The organism is uncultured Gemmiger sp., assembly GCF_934561205.1.
Classification (GTDB): Bacteria; Bacillota; Clostridia; order Oscillospirales; family Ruminococcaceae; genus Gemmiger.
Genome location: NZ_CAKTFU010000005.1, coordinates 87,915 through 108,113, shown reverse-complemented (window position 1 = coordinate 108,113; position 20,199 = coordinate 87,915). Strand labels below are relative to the sequence as shown.

General features: G+C 57.2%; 14 protein-coding genes. 10 read left to right on the top strand and 4 right to left on the bottom strand.

Going from position 1 to position 20,199, the window contains the following annotated elements; all coding sequences use genetic code 11:
* The first annotated feature begins 82 nt into the window (after positions 1–82).
* The 9 genes from Q0I19_RS04710 to Q0I19_RS04670 all read left to right on the top strand — a co-directional run bounded on the left by Q0I19_RS04710 (position 83) and on the right by Q0I19_RS04670 (position 13,163).
* Entirely contained in the window at positions 83–1,408 is a 1,326-nt protein-coding gene (locus Q0I19_RS04710; protein WP_294760011.1) for an extracellular solute-binding protein, read from the top strand.
* Positions 1,409–1,527: 119 nt separating this feature from the next.
* The gene (locus Q0I19_RS04705) at positions 1,528–2,445 is read left to right on the top strand and encodes a sugar ABC transporter permease (RefSeq protein WP_294760010.1); all 918 of its coding nucleotides are present in this window, start codon (positions 1,528–1,530) and stop codon (positions 2,443–2,445) included.
* Between the two features lie 17 nt (positions 2,446–2,462).
* Positions 2,463–3,326, top strand: coding sequence for a carbohydrate ABC transporter permease (locus Q0I19_RS04700; protein WP_366012415.1), 864 nt, complete (start codon positions 2,463–2,465; stop codon positions 3,324–3,326).
* Between the two features lie 211 nt (positions 3,327–3,537).
* Positions 3,538–4,704, top strand: coding sequence for a glycoside hydrolase family 88 protein (locus tag Q0I19_RS04695; protein WP_294760009.1), 1,167 nt, complete (start codon positions 3,538–3,540; stop codon positions 4,702–4,704).
* A complete protein-coding gene (locus tag Q0I19_RS04690) occupies positions 4,704–6,416 on the top strand; it encodes a DUF2264 domain-containing protein (RefSeq protein WP_294760008.1) in 1,713 nt (570 codons plus the stop codon). The genes Q0I19_RS04695 and Q0I19_RS04690 overlap by 1 nt, the downstream gene beginning before the upstream one ends.
* A gap of 34 nt (positions 6,417–6,450) precedes the next feature.
* Positions 6,451–8,196 (top strand): beta-glucuronidase, encoded by a 1,746-nt coding sequence (gene uidA, locus Q0I19_RS04685; protein ID WP_294760007.1) that lies wholly within the window; start codon positions 6,451–6,453, stop codon positions 8,194–8,196.
* A 19-nt stretch (positions 8,197–8,215) separates the two neighbouring features.
* A complete protein-coding gene (locus Q0I19_RS04680) occupies positions 8,216–10,978 on the top strand; it encodes a glycoside hydrolase family 2 TIM barrel-domain containing protein (protein ID WP_294760005.1) in 2,763 nt (920 codons plus the stop codon).
* A 213-nt stretch (positions 10,979–11,191) separates the two neighbouring features.
* Positions 11,192–12,226 (top strand): alcohol dehydrogenase, encoded by a 1,035-nt coding sequence (locus Q0I19_RS04675; RefSeq protein WP_294760004.1) that lies wholly within the window; start codon positions 11,192–11,194, stop codon positions 12,224–12,226.
* 316 nt (positions 12,227–12,542) lie between these two features.
* Positions 12,543–13,163: a helix-turn-helix transcriptional regulator gene (locus tag Q0I19_RS04670; RefSeq protein ID WP_294760001.1), complete on the top strand. Its 621-nt coding sequence runs from the start codon at positions 12,543–12,545 to the stop codon at positions 13,161–13,163.
* 99 nt (positions 13,164–13,262) lie between these two features.
* On the opposite strand, the gene Q0I19_RS04665 is transcribed toward Q0I19_RS04670, so the two are convergent.
* Positions 13,263–13,640 (bottom strand): MmcQ/YjbR family DNA-binding protein, encoded by a 378-nt coding sequence (locus Q0I19_RS04665; RefSeq protein ID WP_294760000.1) that lies wholly within the window; start codon positions 13,638–13,640, stop codon positions 13,263–13,265.
* Between the two features lie 137 nt (positions 13,641–13,777).
* Entirely contained in the window at positions 13,778–14,191 is a 414-nt protein-coding gene (locus Q0I19_RS04660) for an EamA family transporter (protein WP_294759998.1), read from the bottom strand.
* A 308-nt stretch (positions 14,192–14,499) separates the two neighbouring features.
* On the opposite strand from Q0I19_RS04660, the gene glyA reads away from it, so the two are divergent.
* Positions 14,500–15,756: a serine hydroxymethyltransferase gene (glyA, locus tag Q0I19_RS04655; protein WP_294759997.1), complete on the top strand. Its 1,257-nt coding sequence runs from the start codon at positions 14,500–14,502 to the stop codon at positions 15,754–15,756.
* A gap of 72 nt (positions 15,757–15,828) precedes the next feature.
* Here glyA and Q0I19_RS04650 read toward each other — a convergent pair whose 3' ends face one another.
* Both Q0I19_RS04650 and uidA (Q0I19_RS04645) read right to left on the bottom strand, forming a co-directional pair.
* A complete protein-coding gene (locus tag Q0I19_RS04650) occupies positions 15,829–18,063 on the bottom strand; it encodes a glycoside hydrolase family 3 N-terminal domain-containing protein (RefSeq protein ID WP_294759995.1) in 2,235 nt (744 codons plus the stop codon).
* 73 nt (positions 18,064–18,136) lie between these two features.
* Positions 18,137–19,963: a beta-glucuronidase gene (uidA, locus tag Q0I19_RS04645; RefSeq protein ID WP_294759993.1), complete on the bottom strand. Its 1,827-nt coding sequence runs from the start codon at positions 19,961–19,963 to the stop codon at positions 18,137–18,139.
* Positions 19,964–20,199: the final 236 nt, after the last annotated feature.

The window sequence follows — 20,199 nt, the reverse complement described above, 5'->3', positions numbered from 1 at the left end:
GATAGTGTATCATTAAGGCATCGAAAGGGACAGGCCCTCTACGGAACGCCTTCCCAAAAAGACATTTAGGAGGAGAAACATTATGAGCAAACTGCAAAAAATCGCAGCCCTTGGCCTGGCCGGTACCATGGCAATGAGCCTGGCAGCCTGCGGCGGCGCCGCTTCCACGGAAAGCACTTCTTCCGCTGCTGCGTCTGCCGACAGCACCGCATCGGCCTCCGACAGTGAGACCGTCACCCTGACTTGGGCACTGTGGGATAAGGATTCTACTTCCCAGTGGAGCGCACTGGCTGATACTTACACGGCTAGCCATCCCAATGTCAAGTTCGACATGGTTGACCTCGGCTCTACCGATTACATGACCCAGCTGGCCACCCAGTTGGCCGGTGCCAATGGTGAGTTGGATATTGTTTCTATCAAGGATATCCCCGGTTATGCAAACCTTATCAATTTGGGCGTTCTGGAGCCACTGAACACCACGCTGGATGTTGATACATCTAAGTTCAACGGCGTTATCGAGCAGCTGACTGCGGATGACGGCAATTATTACGCTGTCCCGTTTATCTCTTCTTTCTGGGTCGTCTACTACAACAAGGATATCTTTGATGCCAATAACATCGAGTATCCTACCAATGATATGACCATGGAACAGTGGGACGCCAAGATTCGCGAGGTAAATGAGAAAACAGGTGTTTATGGCAACATCTATCATACATGGCGCTCCACCGTTTCCCTGTTCGGCATTCTGGATGGCAAGAACACCATCATCGATGGTAATTACGACTTCCTGAAGCCCTACTACGAAATGATCCTGAAAGAACAGCAGGATGGAGTTGTTCCCAACTACGGTGAACAGAAGACCTCCGGACTGCACTACTCCGGCGCTTTCCAGAACGGTCAGGCTGCCATGTGCAACATGGGTTCCTGGTTCTTGGCTACTATGCAGAAGTATAACGCTGAGGCTTCTGCCAACGGCGTCCAGCCCGTCAACTTCGGCATCGTCAAGTATCCTCATCCTGATGATGCACCTGCCGGCTCCACTCTGGGCACTGTGACCAGCCTGGCTATCAACGCCAACTCCACAAAGAAAGCAGCTGCTGCCGACTTCCTGAATTGGTGCGCTTCCGAAGAAGCCGCCGAGGCACTGGCAGCTACCGGCAACTTCCCCGCAGTTTCCAGCGATAAGACCAGCGAGATCATCGCTTCTACCGATGGTTTCCCCAATGATGAGAACTCCAAGGAGGCTTTGAAGACTACTGCCGTTTACCTCGAAATGCCCCTGTCCGACAAGGCCAGCGAGATCGAGACCATCCTGAACACCGAGCATGACGCCATCATGACCGAGAGCGAGACCATCGACGAGGGCATCGCCAACATGAACGAGCAGGTTGCTGCGCTGCTGGGCTGATACTTACATCCCTGATTTCTTCTGATTTTCTCCAAGTTTTCCTTCTTTTTCGTAAAGGGGCGGGCGGGCGCGCCTGCCCCTTATCTTATGCAAGTCAACACTCCGAGGAGGTATGATCCATGGCCGAAACCACGCAGGCCATTCAGGCAGCCCCAAAACGCGGAATGAAAAAATCCACGCGGGACAGCCTTGTTGCCTACAGCTTTATTGCCCCCAACTTCATCGGTTTCTGCGTTTTTACGCTGGTACCCATGATTTTTGCCATTGCACTTTCCTTCTGCAACTGGGACGGCGTTCACCCCGTTGAGTTCACCGGCATCAGCAACTTTGTGGCGCTGCTCAGCGATAAGACCTTCAAGGCCGCCTTTGTTAACACGCTGGTCTATGCCGTCGGCACCGTACCCCTTACATTGGTGTGCAGTCTGGGTTTGGCGATGCTGCTGAACCAGAAGGTCAAGTGCCGCAACTTCTTCCGCACGGTATCGTTTTTCCCGTATGTTGCCTCACTGGTTGCCGTGGCAGCCGTCTGGAACATGATCTTCAGCCCCTCGATGGGTCCTGTCAACCAGATCCTGGCGGGGCTGGGTGTCGAAAACCTGCCCAAGTGGGCAGCCGGCAAGGACACCGCTATGCTGACGGTCATTCTGTTCAGCGTCTGGAAGAACATGGGCTACTACATGGTTATCTACCTGGCCGGTCTGCAGGGCACCAACCCCGAACTGGAGGAAGCCGCCGAGCTGGACGGTGCCAACAAGTGGCAGATTTTCTGGAACGTCACGCTGCCGCAGCTGAAACCCACGACCTTCTTTGTCGTTATCATGCTGACGATCGCCTCCTTCAAGGTATATGACCAGATGTATATGATCACCCAGGGCGGCCCCGGCAATGCCACCATGACGCTTGTCTACTACATTTACAACGTTGCCTTTGTCAACACACCCAAGTACGGCTACGCCAGTGCCGTGTCGATGGTGCTGTTTGTGCTGGTGCTGTTTGTCACGGTTATCCAGTTCAAAGGCTCCACCAACAACGATTAAGGAAAGGAGGATACACCATGGCTACTACCGCTGTAAAAGAAAAAACCGGTTCCATGAAGGTCCAGCACATCGTCAGCCGCGTGCTGATCTACGCACTGCTGATCCTTGTGGCGGCGCTGATGCTCATCCCGTTTTTGTGGATGCTTTCGGCGTCCTTTAAGATGAACAAGGACGTTTTCACCTTCCCCATTGAGTGGATCCCCTCCAACCCGCGCCCGCAGAACTATCTGGATATCTGGACAAAGATCCCCTTGCTAACCTTTATCAAGAACACGGCGTTTTTGACCATCGTGGTCACGATCTTGCAGGTGCTGACCTCCTCCTTTGCCGCCTATGCGTTCGCCAAGCTGAACTTCAAGGGCAAGAACGTGCTGTTCCTCGGCTACATTGCAACCATCGCTGTGCCCTGGCAGGCCTACATGGTGCCGCAGTTTATGATGATGCGCTCCTGGCATCTGAACAACACCCATCTGGCCATCATCTGTTTGCAGGCGTTCAGCGCGTTCGGCGTCTTTATGATGAAGCAGTTCTACGAGGGCGTTCCCACCGAGCTGTGTGAGGCTGCGCGTATCGACGGCTTGTCCGAGTACGGCATCTACGCCCGCATCATGCTGCCGTTGTCGCTGCCGGCGGTGTCCACGCTGGTGATCTTCACCTTTGTGAACACCTGGAATGACTTCCTCGGCCCCCTGATCTACCTGACCAAAACGGAACTGAAAACCATCCAGATCGGTCTGCGCATGTTCATCAGCCAGTATTCTGCCGAGTACGGGTTGATCATGGCGGCGTCGGTCATTGCACTGATCCCGGTTCTGATCGTATTTTTGTCCCTGCAGAAATACTTTGTGCAGGGCGTTGCATCCAGCGGCCTGAAGGGCTGATAGCATTACCCATGGAAACGGGGCGCAGGCGGTAAGCCCTGCGCCCCGTTTTTTAAGATAAAAGATAAAAATTATGGTGGCGCGTTCCGCTGCGCTCCACACAAAAAACAAGACCGCAATCCCTCGCCTTTGTTTTCGCCAAAGGCAAAAACTCCCCCTTATTTATTTTCTGTTATCTTTTATCTTTTCTCTGAGAACAACGAGGTTTCTTATGTTAAAACAATTCAAATCCCCCGTTCTGACCAAGGACAAGGCCGCGGCGGCGCTGAATACCGCCGTGGGGCTGGTGCAGCAAAATCTGCCGCTGTTTACCGACAACTGCCAGAATCATTCCAGTGTTCACGATATCTACCCGCCTTGCGAAAACAACCAGTGGACCTGCGGGTTCTGGCCGGGTGAGGTCTGGCTGAGCTATGAGCGCACCGGCGACGAAGCGTTCAAAAATACCGCCCTGACACTGGTGGACAGCTTTTTGCACCGCATTGAAAACAAGATCGAGGTGGACCACCACGACATGGGTTTTCTGTACAGCCCGTCCTGCGTGGCGGCCTACAAGCTGACCGGCAGCGAAAAAGGACGCCGCGCCGCGCTTTTGGCAGCCGACCAGCTCTGCACGCGGTTTCAGGAAAAAGGTGGGTTCTTTCAGGCCTGGGGCCCGCTGGGCGCCAAGGACAACTACCGCTACATTATTGATTGTCTGCTGAACGTGCCGCTGCTGTACTGGGCAACCGAAACCACGGGCGACACCCACTACGCCGAGCTTGCGCACCGCCATGTGGCGACCTGCCTGGCCAACTCCATCCGCCCCGACGGCTCGACCTACCACACTTTTTTTATGGCCCCCGTGACAGGCGCCCCCGTGCGCGGCGCGACCTGCCAGGGCTACAAGGACGACAGCTGCTGGGCGCGCGGGCAGGCGTGGGGCGTGTACGGCACCGCCATCAGCTACCGCTACACCAAGCGCCCCGAATATCTGGATGCCTTCCGCAAGGTGCTGGCCTATTACCTTGACCGCCTGCCCGACGATATGGTGCCCTATTGGGATATGACCTTTACCGACGGCGATGACGAGCCGCGGGATTCCTCCTCGGCGTCCATTGTGGCGTGCGGTCTGTTGGAGGCTGCCAAATATGCCGACGATGACACCGCCGCCGAATACACTATGCTGGCGGCGCAGATGCTGGGCAGTCTGGCAGAGCATTACGCCGTCAGGCAGTGGCAGCCGGGCATCGGTCTTGTGCGCCACGGCACATACAGCAAAAAAAGCCCGTACAATACCTGCACGCCTGAGGGCGTGGACGAGTGCGTGAGTTGGGGCGATTATTTCTATATGGAAGCCTTGACCCGCCTGACCAAAGATTGGGAGCTGTATTGGTGATGAACTTACATACAAAATCTGATTTCACATCGCTGGCACGTCGCTTTTTGAATCCGCTGCTGCCGCTGTATTCTGCGGGCGGGGCACTGGTGCATCCGGGCGATACCGGCGCCACCTACCCTGAGCGCACCATCGGCATGGAGGCGTTCTCCCGCCCGCTGTGGGCGCTGGCACCGCTTTGGGCAGGCGGCGGAAAGGCCGAGGAGTTTTTATCCTTGTACCAAAGGGGACTGGCCAACGGCAGCGACCCCCAAAGCCCCGAATACTGGGGCGACCCCCATGATTATGACCAGCTGTTTGTCGAGATGGCGGCGATTGCCTGTGCCATTCTGGAAACGCCCGAAAATGTCTGGCACCCGCTGACCGAGCCGCAAAAGACAAACCTTGCCCGCTGGCTGGACACCATCAACCACCACGAGTTGCCCGGCTGCAACTGGCTGCTGTTTCGTGTGCTGGTCGATCTGGCACTGGATTCCGTCGGCAGACCCTGCGATATGGTACTGGCGGCCGCCGACATGGCCGAGGTAGACAAGTGGTACGTCGGGGACGGCTGGTACTCTGACGGGCCGGCGGAAATCAAGCCGCAAAAGGACTACTACAACCCATGGGCCATTCAATATTACACGGTTCTGTACAGCGTGTTTGCCGCCAAGCGCGACCCCGCCCGCGCCGCGCTGTACCGTGAGCGCGCGGTGCTGTTCGGCCGTCAGTTTGCCCAATGGTTTGACGAAAACGGCGCTGCGCTGCCCTTTGGACGCAGCCTTGGCTACCGCATCGGCCAAAGCGCGTTTTACGCCGCCTGCATTTGGGCGGGGCTGGAACCGCTGCCCCTGCCTGTGATGAAGGGCATCATCGTGCGCAACCTGCAATGGTGGCTGGCAAGACCCATCTTTGACCGCGACGGCGTGTTGACCATCGGCTACGGCTACCCGCAGATGTACATGGCCGAGCAGTACAACGCCCCCGGCAGCCCCTATTGGGGATTGAAGGTCTTTTTGCTGCTGGCCTTGCCCGACGACCACCCCTTTTGGTCGTGTGAGGCCGCGCCCTTGCCGAGGGAATTGACGCGCCCCGGCGTGACCCCGCAGTCCAGCGCCGATTTGCTGCTGCAGCGTCTGCCCGACGGCCAGCTGAATGCGTACTCGCCCGCCAGCTACGAAAAAGGCGACCACGGCCAGTTTGCCGAAAAATACGGCAAGTTCGTCTACAACACGCGCTTCGGGTTTTCGGCCAGCCGCAGTTATATCCAGTTGGAACAGACCGCGCCTGACAGTATGCTGGCCTTTGTGATTGACGGTTGGACATTTGTTCGTCGCCACAGCGATAAATTTGTGCTGCTGGGCGACCGTTTGCTGAGCGAGTGGCGGCCCTTCCCCGGCATACGGGTCACGACCGAGCTGATTCCCACGCCGTGGGGGCACACCCGCACCCACACAGTGGAAAGCAGCATCGCCTGCACTGCCTACGACTGCGGATTTGCCGTTCCGAAATTCGCCGCCGGCTTTGCCGCCGCAGCGGACGGCAACCAGGCCGAGGCGCACAACGACGCCGCGCGCTGTGTGGTACGGGGCACGGCGGGGCAGGGGGTCATCATCAACGCAGCGCCCAATACGAACCTGTACGACCCCAACACCGTCATACCCGCTGTTCGGTATGAGATACCTGTCGGCATGGCCGTGCTGAACACCCAAGTGGAAAGTTGGTATAAGTAATCCATATTCGCATAATAGAGGAGAGGTAATTCTTATGTATCCGCAAACCAATGCTGCCCGCAGCGTCCGCGATTTGTCCGGCGTGTGGGATTTCCGTTTCAACGCCAATGAGCCGTGGCAGCCCATCGCGGTGCCTGCGTCCTACAACGACCAAAGCCCCGACCCGGAGTTCCGCCGCCACTACGGTATGGCGTACTACCGCACCGAGTTTACCGTGCCGGAGGGTGCGCGCCGTGTGCTGCGCTTTGACGCCGTGACCCACAACGCCGCCGTGCGGCTGAACGGGCAGGAGATCGTGACCCACCGCGGCGGATTTCTGCCCTTTGAGGTTGACATCACGGCGCTGGCCAACCCCGGCGACACTGTGTCGCTGGAGGTCGAGGTGGACAACCGCATCGGACACAGCACACTGCCCGTCGGCAACGAGGGCGGCACCGCCTTCTTCGGCTCCGACAACGCGGGGATTCCCGCCGTGGAGGCCGGCAAGGCGCGCCAGCAGGCGCAGGGCGTCAACCTGCCCAACTTCGACTTTTTCAACTACGCGGGCATCACCCGCCCCGTGCGCCTGTACACCACCCCTGCCGCCTACATCCGCGACATCACGCTGGTGGCCGAGGCCGACGGTACGCTGCGTTACAGCGTGGCCACGGAAGGGGAGGAAAGCGTACATCTGACGGTTCTGGATGCGGATGGCCGCGCTGTGGCCGAGGCTGACGGCGCAGAGGGCACCCTGCATGTAGAAAACACACACCTGTGGCAGCCCCGCCCCGGTACGCCCTACCTGTACACGGCGCTGGTGCGGTTCGGCACGGACGAGTACCGCCAGAAGTTCGGTTTCCGCAGCGTGGAGGTGCGCGGGCACAAGTTCCTTATCAACGGCGTGCCGTTCTATTTCAAAGGCCCCTGCAAGCACGAGGATTCGGCGTTCCGCGGGCGCGGCTACGATGCGTGTGTGACTGTGACCGACCTGAAATTGTACGAGTGGCTCAACGCCAACTGCCTGCGCATGAGCCACTACCCCTACGCCGAGGAGGTCTACGACCTGTGTGACCGATTGGGCATTGTCGTCATTGACGAAACCCCCGCCGTGGGCATCGGCGCGGGCGCGGCGTGCGACCCGTACAAGACCTTCCCGCTGAAAAACTACCACAGCGCCGTGCTGAAAGCCATGATCGACCGCGACAAAAACCACCCCTGCATTGCCCTGTGGAGCCTTGGCAACGAGCCGGACACCGAGCATTTCCCCGAAACTGCCCGCGACTACTGGCGCCCGCTGTACGAGCAGGCCCACGCGCAAGACCCGCAGAACCGCCCCGTCACGATGGTCTGCTGCCAGAACGACTACACCAAGGATATCACCACCCGCACCATGGACGTGGTGTGCATCAACCGCTACTACGGCTGGTACAATTTGAGCGGCGATCTGCAAAACGCCGCCTACGCCTTTGCACAGGAACTGGACTTCTGGAAAACCATCGACAAGCCCCTGATTTTGTCCGAGTACGGCGCCGACACCGTGGCCGGGCTGCACGGCACCGCCCCCGAGATGTTTACCGAGGAATTTCAGGTCGAATACTACAAAACCATCAACGCCTGCCTTGACAACTGCCCCTTTGTTGTGGGAGAATGGCCTTGGAACTATGCCGATTTTTCGACCCAGCAAGGCCCCATGCGCGTGGGCAGCTGCAACCGCAAGGGTCTGTTCACGCGGGAGCGCACCCCCAAGCTGGCCGCGCACTACTTTAAGCAGCGCTGGGCGGAAAAGCAACCCAACGACTGAAAAGTGAGGTATCAGAACTATGACTCCGGATATGAACTGGCTGACCGACCCGACCGTCTTTGCCGTCAACCGACTGGATGCACATTCGGACCACATTTGCTACCGCGATGAGGCAGAGATCCGGCAGGGAGACAGCTCGCTGCGTCAAAGCCTGGACGGTGCATGGCGCTTTGCGTACAGTGCCTGCCCGGCTGCCCGCCCTGCGGATTTTTACCGTGAGGACGCCGATCTTTCGGGCTTTGGCACTATCCGTGTGCCGGGGCATATCGAGCTGCAGGGTTACGGGCAGATCCAGTACACCAACACCCTCTACCCGTGGGACGGCCGCAGTTATCTGCGCCCGCCGCAGATCGACTGGGACAATACCCCCGTCGGCAGCTATGTGCGGGAGTTTGACCTGGACGAGGGGCTGCGCGGGCAGCGCGTCTGCGTGAGCTTTCAGGGTGCCGAGCAGGCTCTGTTTGTCTGGTGCAACGGCCATTTTGTCGGCTATGCCGAGGACAGCTTTACGCCGTCGGAGTTTGATCTGACCCCTTATATAAAGGAAACCGGCAACCGCCTGTGCGCTGAGGTGTACAAGCACAGCAGTGCCTCCTGGCTGGAGGATCAGGACTTTTTCCGTTTTTCGGGGCTGTTCCGTTCGGTTTACCTGTACGCCAAGCCCAAAGTACACATCAACGACATCTGGCTCAAGGCCGAGTTGGCCGAGGGCAATACCACCGGCCTGCTGACCCCCGTCATCAAGCTGGACGGCGAGGTCGGTGGCGCGCGGGTACACCTGCGCCTGACCGACAGCGAGGAGTTCGCTCTGTTTGATGAGGATATTGACGGCAGCACCATCGAGCTGGGCGCCATCCACCCGTGGAGCCATGAAACACCGACGCTTTATCACGCTGTGCTGACCCTGTACGACGCGGACGGCGTTTTGCAGGAGATCGTGCCCTACGATATCGGTTTCCGCCGTTTTGAGATGAAGAACGGTGTCATGTGCCTGAACGGCAGCCGCATCATTTTCAACGGCGTCAACCGCCACGAGTGGAATGCAGAAAATGGCCGTGCCATCGACGAAAACGATATGCATGCCGCCATGGCCGTATTTAAGCGCAACAATATCAATGCCGTGCGCACCTGCCACTACCCCAACCAAAGCCTGTGGTATGACCTGTGCGATAAAAACGGCATCTACATGATAGACGAAACCAACCTCGAAAGTCACGGCAGCTGGCAGAAGCTGGGTGCCGTGGAGCCGAGCTGGAATGTACCCGGCAGCCTGCCCGAATGGCGCGACTGCGTGGTGGACCGCGCGCGCAATATGTTTGAGCGCGACAAAAACCACGCCGCCGTTCTGATCTGGTCCTGCGGCAACGAGAGCTACGCGGGCGAGGATATCCGCGCTATGGCGCAGTTTTTCCGCGACAACGACCCCGGACGCCTTGTGCATTACGAGGGCGTGTTCCACTGCCGCGCGTTTGACGATATCAGCGACATGGAAAGCCGCATGTACGCCAAACCCGCCGACATTGCCGCCTATCTGGACAACGACCCGCAAAAGCCGTTCATCCTGTGCGAGTATATGCACGATATGGGCAACTCCTTGGGTGGGATGCAAAGCTACATCAAGCTGCTGGACAAATACGAAACCTATCAGGGCGGCTTTATCTGGGACTACATGGATCAGGCGCTGTGGCACACCGACGCAAAAGGGCGCCGCGTTCTGGGCTACGGCGGAGATTTCAACGAAAGAACGACAGATTATAACTTCAGCGGCAACGGCATCGTCTACGCCGACGGCACCGAAAAGCCCGCCATGCAGGAGGTGCGCTACTGGTACGACACCCCCGAACGCCGCGCTGTGCACGATGCGCGCAACAAGCTGGCAGCCGAGCGCAGTGCCGCCGCACTGGCCGCCGCATGGCAAAAACGCCCGACTCATCCCCTGACCGTCACCGAGGGCGACGGCAACCTGGGCGTAAAGGGCAGAGATTTTGAGATTTTGTTCTCCATTGCGGAGCAGGGGCCCATTTCGCTGCGCAAAAACGGCACCGAGTGGTTGTGGCGCGCCCCGCGCCCGGCCTTCTGGCGAGCCTCCACCGACAATGACCGCGGCTGCAGCTTCCCGCAGCGCGCCGCTGTCTGGATGGGCGCCGACGTCTTTGTGCAGAGAATGGGCTTTACCGTGCAGGAAAAATCCGCGCAGTGTGTGCGGGTGCAGTACCGTTTCGGTGTGCCCGGCGTACAGGGCGCGTTGGTCGAGATGACCTATACGGTCGAAGCACAGGGCGCACTGCGGCTGGATGCCGTTTACCACGGCGTACCCGGCGCACCCGAGCTGCCCTGCTTCGGCATCAAGTTTGAAACCGCTGCACCCATTGTGCGCACCCGCTGGACGGGGCTTTCGGGCGAGACCTATCCCGACCGCTGCAAGGGCGGCGTGTTCGGCTGCCACGAGGAGACCCCGCACATTGAACCGGCACTGGTGCCGCAGGATTGCGGTTTGCACATGGATACCCAACAGGTAAACCTGCAGTTGGCTGACGGCAAGACCCTGACGCTGGAATCGACAGGGGAGACGTTCGCCTTCAGCGCGCTGCCCAACACGGCGCAGCAAATCGAGGCCGCGCAGCATCCCTGTGAGCTGCCCGAAACGGGGCGCACCTGCGTTACCGTGCTGGGTGCTGCACGCGGCGTCGGCGGTATTGACAGCTGGGGTACCGACGTGGAGGAGCCTTACCGCCTAAGCGGCGAACAGGATCACAGCGTCAGCTTCCGCATTTTGTTATAACCAATAGCGTATTCCCGGACGGTTTTAGACAACCGTCCGGGAATTTTTGCTATACTGTCAAAAATCGAAAAAATGTCTGTGCATCCCAATACTTGATTTTATAATGGCAAAGACGTACAATATTTTATATGTACAGGAATTACCGCATGTTTGCGGCATATTCTGTAAAATTTGACGATACATAGTAAAAAACAAGAAAGTGACGGAGAAGCCATGCAGACCTACACCTATGTCGCCCAAGGCAAATTTGAACTGATGCAAAAGCCCAAACCTGTGATTCAGCACGAGAGGGACGCCATTGTCAAGGTGACACTTGCCAGCATTTGTTCCAGCGATCTGCACATTAAACACGGCAGTGTACCGCGCGCTGTGCCGGGCATCACCGTTGGCCATGAGATGGTCGGCGTGGTGGAATCCGTAGGCAGTGGCGTGACCCATGTCAAGCCCGGCGACCGTGTGACCGTGAACGTTGAAACCTATTGCGGGGAATGCTTTTTCTGCAAAAAAGGCTTTGTGAACAACTGCACCGACAAAAACGGCGGATGGGCGCTCGGCTGCCGCATCGACGGCGGCCAGGCGGAGTATGTACGCGTTCCGTTTGCCGACACCAGCCTGAATAAAATTCCCGACAACGTCACCGACCGCCAGGCCTTGCTGGTAGGGGACGTACTGGCCACCGGGTACTGGGCGGCGCGCATCTCCGAAATTACCGAGGATGACACCGTTCTTATCATCGGCGCGGGGCCGACCGGCATCTGCACGTTGCTTTGCGTCATGCTGCACACCCCAAAACGCATAATTGTTTGTGAAAAAGACGAAGGCCGCCTGCAGTTTGTCCGCGAGCATTATCCTGAGGTGCTCACGGTCAGCCCTGAACAATGTGAAGAATTTGTCAAAGAAAAGAGCGAGCATGGCGGTGCCGATGTTGTGCTGGAGGTTGCCGGTGCGGCGTCAACCTTCCGCTTGGCGTGGCAGTGTGCCCGCCCCAATGCCATTGTTACAGTGGTTGCTTTGTACGATGCACCGCAGATCTTGCCGCTGCCCGATATGTACGGCAAGAATCTGACCTTTAAGACCGGCGGCGTGGACGGCTGCAACTGTGAGGAAACGCTGCGCCTGATTGCCGAAGGCAAGCTCAATACCGAACCGTTGATTACGCATACCTATCCGCTTAGCCGCATTGCAGAGGGCTACGAACTGTTTGAAAACAAGCGTGACGGCGTTATTAAGGTAGCCGTGGAGTGCTGAGGCTTTTGCCGTATGGCGTAAGTGGGTTGTGCATTAGGCATTTAGGCAAGAGGCAGCGATATTTCCATACAGCAAAGAAACGCATTTCGCTAAAGACAAATTTAGCGAAACACGGAGTGATGACAGCATCAATTTTCTCATGTGGTGTTGTCTGTGTGGTTTCCGGCAACTTTTTTCAGGATTGTTGCTGTCGATGCATGGCAGGGCTGCCATGTAAACACTTGTTGCGCTGATGTAAAGCAAACGTGGTGGACGTTTCCGCGCGCACTTTGTACAATAAAAACACAAAATATGCACAAAATGCAGGAGTTCACCCATGAATTTGTCAGAAAAAATCGTAATGCACCGAAAATCCGCAGGACTCTCCCAAGAAGAACTTGCCGAAAAACTGAACCTGTCGCGGCAGGCTGTCTCGCGCTGGGAATCCGGCACGGCCATGCCGGATGCGGGTAATATCCTGCAGCTCAGCAAACTATTCGATGTCACAGCAGATTATTTGCTGAACGATGCGTACCAAAGCGATGCAGACACGCCAAAGGTCAGAGCCTTGCAGGGAAACCGTCTTACGCAGATCGCGCTGTGCCTGATTGCGGTGGAGACCATGGCGCTTCTGCTGCTGTTTGTGACAACCTTCCTGCTGCAGAATATGGTTTTGGCGTGGGTTTGTTTTCTGCCGTTTATTGCAGTCCAGGCCGCATTTGCCTGTGCCTGCCGCAGGAATCCCTCTACCGACGGGGGAAAATCAGCGATTGTGCGCAGAAGATTTTACAAAATCTCCGCATGGCTGGGATTGTATTTCCCGATTCGATTTGCCGTGTCAGCATTGGCACAGCTTTATCCGCGCCCGTATTCTACCCTTATCATGGAGTGCATCGTGCTCATACTGTACGTTGCAACTTCGGTACTTGTCTGCCTTATGCTGGACAAGAAATTGTAAAATCACAACAGGCCGTTTCGGAGCGCAACCGCAGCTCGGCAGCTTTATCCCTATAATGCATTTGACAAGAAAACGGGCACCGAGGTGCCCGTTTTCCTGTCATTGTTTTTTGGCGCGGATTTTGGATGTGGTGGCAAAGAAACTCATATCCAGCAGTGCCTTGAGTTTGTCGTCGGGAACACTGCCGTCCAGCGCAACGGTGATCCAAGTGTCCTTGTTCATGTGGTAAGCAGGGAAAAAGCCGTTTTCTGCCCGCAGCGAACCGACAAGAATGGGATCGCACTTTAGGTTTACAACGTCTATCCGCGTCTCACCCGTTAACCCCAGCTTGCTTTTAGGTAAATCCAAAAGCAAGGCAAACCACTTTTGATTGTTGCTGTGGCGAAAAACCTCATGGTTGGGTGTCCTTGGCCACGGATGGTCGGCATCGGCGTTGTAGGTTTCCAGAATATAGCGTTTTAATTCTGTGCGGTTCATTAGTTCCCCCAAAGCATCACTCAATCTCCGGTCGGATTTTGCATTACAAGGTAAAGTATAGCGCAAAAAATCCGCGATGTAAAGGAACTATTTCAGCGTTGCGTATCGGCCGGGTTTGTACTGCATAAAAAGCTGATTCACAGCACCATAAACAAGGTGCCGGCGGTGATAAGCGCACAGCCGATCAGGCTTTTGGCCGTGAACGGTTCGCGCAGAACAATAAACGCCAGTACCAGCGTGATAACCACGCTCAGCTTGTCAATGGGCACTACCTTGCAGGCCTCACCGATTTGCAAGGCCCGATAGTAACACAGCCAGCTGGCCCCCGTGGCCAGACCCGACAAGAGCAGAAAAAGCCAGCTGCGGCGGGAAATATCGGGCAGGCCGTTCTGCGCCCCGATAAGAAATACCATGCCCCAGCTCATTACCAGAACCACCGCGGTGCGAATCGCCGTCGCCAGCGTGGAGTTTACGCCCTCAATGCCGATTTTAGCCAGGATAGAAGTCAGCGCGGCAAATAGCGCAGACCCCAATGCAAAAACAAACCACATGGAAAAGCCTCCTTTTCCTTTACTGTAACACGCGGTCGTCTGCTTTGCAACAGACGTTTTGGACGAAGTGTCTTGTTTTGCCGCGGTGCCGCCGAAATGCTCGGCGCTGCCTTTAAGCTGACTGCCAACGGCGCCAAAGTGCTGTAACGGCGCCGAAACCGCCTGCCCGAACCTGAACAAAAGCATTGACGCCGCAACAAGAACGTGCTATAGTAAAGACACAGTACACTTTAGCACTGCAAAGCGGTGCTGTGCGTACTGCGGATGTTTTGCAAACACAAACGCATAGACAAAGGGAGGTTTCGGAAATGTATAAGGATTTGATCGATACGATCGGCTTTGTGGAGAAGGCCGATCCCGAACTGGGCGCCGCCATGGGCCGCGAATTGACCCGCCAGCGCCAAAACATTGAGCTGATCGCCAGCGAAAATATTGTTTCCCCCGCCGTTATGGCCGCTATGGGCAGCGTACTGACCAACAAATATGCCGAGGGTTATCCCGGTCACCGCTATTACGGCGGCTGCCAGTTTGTGGATGAGGTCGAGCAGATTGCCATTGACCGTGCCTGCAAGCTGTTTGGTGCCAAGTATGCAAACGTGCAGCCCCACTCCGGCGCACAGGCCAACCTGGCCGTCTATTTTGCGCTGCTGGATTTGGGCGATACCGTCATGGGCATGGATCTTTCCCAGGGCGGGCACCTGACCCACGGTTCCCCTGTCAATATGAGCGGCAAAAACTATAATTTCGTTTCCTATGGCGTCTCGGCCGAAGATGGCCGCATTGACTACGCCGGCCTTGCCAAGCAGGTTGCCAAGGTGCGCCCCAAGATGCTTGTGGCCGGTGCCTCCGCCTATCCCCGTGCTATCGATTTTGAAAAGCTGGCCGAAATTGCTCATGGCTACGGCGCTATGCTGATGGTCGATATGGCGCACATTGCAGGTCTTGTCGCAGGCGGGCAGCACCAAAGCCCTGTTCCGTATGCCGATGTTGTCACCACGACGACCCACAAAACGCTGCGCGGCCCGCGCGGCGGCCTGATTTTGACCAACAACGAGTACATCATCAAGCGCATCAATTCGGCCATCTTCCCGGGCACACAGGGCGGCCCGCTGGAACACGTCATTGCCGGCAAGGCCGTCTGCTTTGGCGAGGCATTGCAGCCGGAATTCCGTGATTATGCGCGTAAAATCGTTGAAAACAGCAAAGCTCTGGAGGCTGAACTGACCGCGCGCGGCGTCAAGCTGGTTTCGGGCGGCACCGATAACCATCTGCTGCTGATCGACCTGACCGACGAGGAATGTACCGGCAAGGAACTGGAGCACAACCTTGACGAGGTACACATTACGGCCAACAAGAACACCGTTCCCGGTGAAAAGCGCAGCCCCTTTGTGACCAGCGGTGTTCGCATCGGCACCCCTGCCGTGACGACGCGCGGCATGGGCCCTGACGAGATGAAAATCATTGCGGACTGCATTGCCGACTGTATCTTTGATTTTGAAAACAAGAAGGCCGACGTTGCCGCCCGCGTGGCGGAACTGACCGCACGTTTCCCCTTGTACGAATAAGCTGCAGTTAAAAAGCTCGCAGCAGTAGGATTTATCCTGCTGCTGCGAGCTTTTCTTGTTCAAGAGGTCAAATTACAGACCAAATCCGTATTCATAATAATGTCCGGCTGCGTCGCGGTACGCGTAAGCCTTGCCGTTTTCGTCCTTGAGGGAATCCGGCATATAGCGGTCCTTGGCAAAACCGGGTACATCGTTGGGGCTGATGCATACGCCCTGCGCATTGACTGCCAGCACTTCGTCGCCCTTCGGCAGCGTCAGGGGCAGCTTGCCCGTGGGAACAAAGCGCCCGAAGATGACGTCCAGCGTGGCATCGCGATAGGTGTCAAAGCCCGCCAGCAGAACATCGCTGATGCGCTCGACATTGCCCACCTGCCAGGCCATCGTGAAGTTGATATTGGAAATGACCTTGCCGCCGTGGGCGTGTACTGCTGCGGCAATTTCCGCCAGTCGGCCTGCACCGGCCAACGTCGTCTCGGTGTGGGTGTCGGCGGTGGGGCGGCCTTCGGTGTCCACGTTGTGCACGGTCTTGTTTTCGCAGATATCCAGCTCCAGATAGCCGGGGGTGGCGTTGAAATACTCACCCGAGGACGGCGACACAAACAGCAGTGCGATATCCGCTTTGGCGGCATCCTCCACCAGGGTACAGCCCTTCAGCTCGCTGCGCAGCGCCTGCGTGGCGGCTTGTGCCTGCTCAGGGTTTTTCAGGAACGCCTCGGCGTAGATTTTCTTGCCCTCAGAAATCGGCAGCGTACCGTCGTTTTTCAGCAGTACCACACTGCGGCGGTGTGCCTCGGCAGCAGCGGCACGGTCGGCGGGGTCGGCAACCACGCGCTCGGCTTCTTCAGGGTCACGGTAGGGGTCGTCAAACATGCCCAGCGCAAACAACTCGGTCAGCGTGCGGGTCACGGCGCGATCCAGCGCTTCGTCGGTCAGCACAAGCTGCTCCTTGGTAAAGCCCTGCGGCACGGGGTGGGTGTCATAGTAGTCGCTGCGGGCGCGGTCATACGCTTCCTGCCCGGCTTCGTTGTCGAACAGGCCGCTGATGATATCCACACCCGCGTGGTTCACGGCAAAACCGATACGTTCGGGGACATCCAGCATTTCGACGCCCCATGCCATATTGTGGGCAATGCCGGTGTCAGAGTTGATGTAGCCGGTAAAGCCCATCTGTCCGCGCAGCATTGTGTCGATAAAGTAGTGGTTGTACGCAAAACCGTAGGGCTGCATGTCAATCACATTGCCCTGCAAATCGCGCTGCGGTGCGCTTTTTTCGGCCGCCGGTTTGGAGTAGTACGGCATGATCGAGGCTGTGCCCGCCTTGACAGCAGCGGCAAACGGCGGCAGATGGTAGGTTTCCAGACTGCCGGGGGTGGCATAGACGTTCCACTGCCCTGCCGCATAGTGCGGGTCAAAGCCGTTTTCCCGCGCGCCGCCGCCAGGGAAATGCTTGGTGGTCACGGCGACGCCGTCGGTGGTAACACCCTTGTCGCTGCCCTGGATGACGGGAATAATATGGGTCATAATCTCGCTGATCAGCGCCGAATCCTCGCCAAAAGTACCGTAGGTACGCTGCCAGCGCGGGTCAGTCATGGTGTCTGCCATGTACATATAGCCCTTGCGCAGGCCGCAGGCGTTCCACTCTCTGCGCACGGTGGCGGCAAATTTGTCGACCAAATCGATGCGATAGCCCTTGACAGCGGCGGCAATGCCCAGGGTGCCCGGCCAGGTGGCCATGACACCGCCGGCGTCGTTCATGCCAAAGACCAGCTCGCCGTTTTCATTGCGGGAGTTGGACGCCGCAGCCACGGGGATAAAATGCTCGCACTGCTCACAGACAGCGTGAGCCTCGTTCATCCAGTCCGCCATATCGGCGGGGGTGGCGTTGGCGCGCAAAATCACATGGCGGTTGAACCAATCTTTTAGCAGGGTCGTGGTGCTGGGCAGATGCTGCTCACCGAAAATGGTTTTGCCGCGGAATTCGCCCTCATCCAGAATACCATACTCGTCGGATTTGTGCTCCATATCCTTGTACATGGCAGCCATGGGACCGGTCATGGGGTATTTGGCCATGCGCCAGTCAGAAATAAACAGCTGGGCGATTTTTTCCTTGACGGTAAGCTGCTGCACATAGGCGGCGGCACGCACGGCGGGAGCGTTGCGCCAGTCATTGACGGCGGACAGGCTGCCGCTGCCGTCGATATCCTTAAAGGTCAGGCCGTCCTGCGTAAATACGCGGCGGTCAACCGTGGACACCTGTTGTCCGTTGGGGTTTTGGTAGGTTTTGATGCGCTGTGATGCCTTGGGCATAGGTAAATTCCCTCCTGTTGCAAATACAAAGTGCGGGTACGCACAAAGGCAGTACCCGCCAGGTGTTTACGGTTTACTTATCGGCCTTAAAGTCCAACGGCAGGGTGGTCCAGCGGGCGCGGAAATGGAATGCGGCATCCTTGGGCTGACGCTGGCGGGTGAAGATGCCCTTCTTGTTTCCGTTGACACGCATAATGCCCTCAGTGGTCTGGAAGTCGGCAAAGTTCCAGACCAGCTCGCCCTTGACAAACTCGTAGCTGTCAAACACGGCGTGGTTCATATCCAGATACTCGTTCTGGTATTCCTGGCTCCACATCACGCTGGGCAGCTTATGCTCACTGGGCATCGTGTCGGCGCCGTACTCGGTAAAGATCATCGGGCGACCGTGCAGTGCCATACGCCAGCCGTCCATCTCCTTGCGGAAGGCTGCCTCGGCGTCCACAATGCTCATGCCGCCCATGACATACCAGCCATAGTAGCGGTTCAGGCTGATAAAGTCGGCAAACTGCTGGCCCTTGCTGTTGTGAGGCAGGCTCATCATAACGATAGCGTAGGTGCGCGGGCGCTTCTGGGGGTCGATCTCGTGCGCAAGGTCAAACAGCGTCTTGAAGTACGCCTCAGTGCCTTCACTGGTGCACTGGGGCTCGTTCAGGATGCTCCATGCAATAACGCTGGCGTGGTTTTTGTCACGGTTGATCATGTCGATCAGCGCAGCCTTGTGGTTTTCCAGCAGCTGGGGCGTGGTTTCCTTCTCGAACCAGCCAACCTTCTTGCCGTTGCCTTGGTTGGCAGCCAGGAAGTTCATGGCACTCTCCATAAAGCCTACGGCGGGGACTTCATCAATGATGAGGAAGCCCTCCTCGTCGGCCATCTGGTACAGCTCCTCGGCATAAGGGTAGTGGCTGGTGCGGAAGCAGTTGGCGCCGATCCACTTCATCAGCTCGTAATCGCGCTTGACGGTGGCAAGGTCCAGGCCGCGTCCGCGCAGGTCGGCGTCCTCGTGCTTGCCGAAGCCGCGCAGGTAGACGGGCTTGCCGTTCAGCAGGAAGTTGCCATCCTTGATCTCAAAGGTGCGGATACCGATTTTCTCGGCATACTCGTCCACCACGGTCTCGCCGTCGGTGATGCGAATGACAAAGTTGTACAGGTACGCGGCATGGACGTTCCACAGCTTGACATTGTCAATGTGCAGGGTGCCGGTCTTGCCGTCGGCGTGGGCGACCTTTTCGCAGCCGTCAAATACATCGATGCAGACATTATGCTCGCCGTTGGTGGTCACGGTATAGGCAACATCAGCGGCGGTGCCGTTCAGGCTATGTACCACACTGAAGTCCAGCACACGCTCCTTGGGCAGAGCGGTCAGCTTGACCGGGCGGTGGATGCCGGCGTAGTTGTAAAAGTCAAAATACGGGGTGGCAAACTTTTTGCCGTTGGACAGCGTAGTGGTGCGTCCGGCGGGCAGCATCGTTTCGTTCAGTTCATTGTTGGCCAGCACGGCCAGGTGGTTGAACTGGTTGTAGCGCACAATATCGGTAACGGCAGCGTCAAACGGCAGGAAACCGCCCTCGTGGGCTGTCACCTCCACACCGTTGACAAAGATGCGGGCACGGTGAGTCACAGAGCCGAAACGCACGGCAATATCCTTGCCCTCCCACTCGCCGGGGACAAAGAAATCTGTCTCGTACCAGAAATCGCCGCAATACTCGCGGGATTCCTTATCGGTAAAGAAATCGCAGAAAGAAGCAGGCACCGGCATGGTGATGCTTTCGGGCAGGTGCAGCGCCCAGCCGCCGTCGACGCCCTTGCTTTCGGGGTCAAAGGCAAAGCGCCACATACCGTCCAGGCTTACCACACGGCGGGAGCCGGAATCGCAGGGATACAGCAAAGATTTGTTTTCCATGATCAGTTTCTCCTTTAGGCATAAGGGTTCTTGGCGCAGTTCTGCCCGGCAGCGCCTTACATTGCGGCTGCCACTGCTTTCGTCAGCTTTATTATGCCACAAGCCGATTATTTTCGTGAGTAGGATTTTTTACCAAAATCGTAAGATTTTACAGATTCTCTCCAAAAAAGAGGATTCTGTACATTATATAATAGGCCGCCCGTTTTTTGTATACTGTGCACAAAAGTTTTTACCAA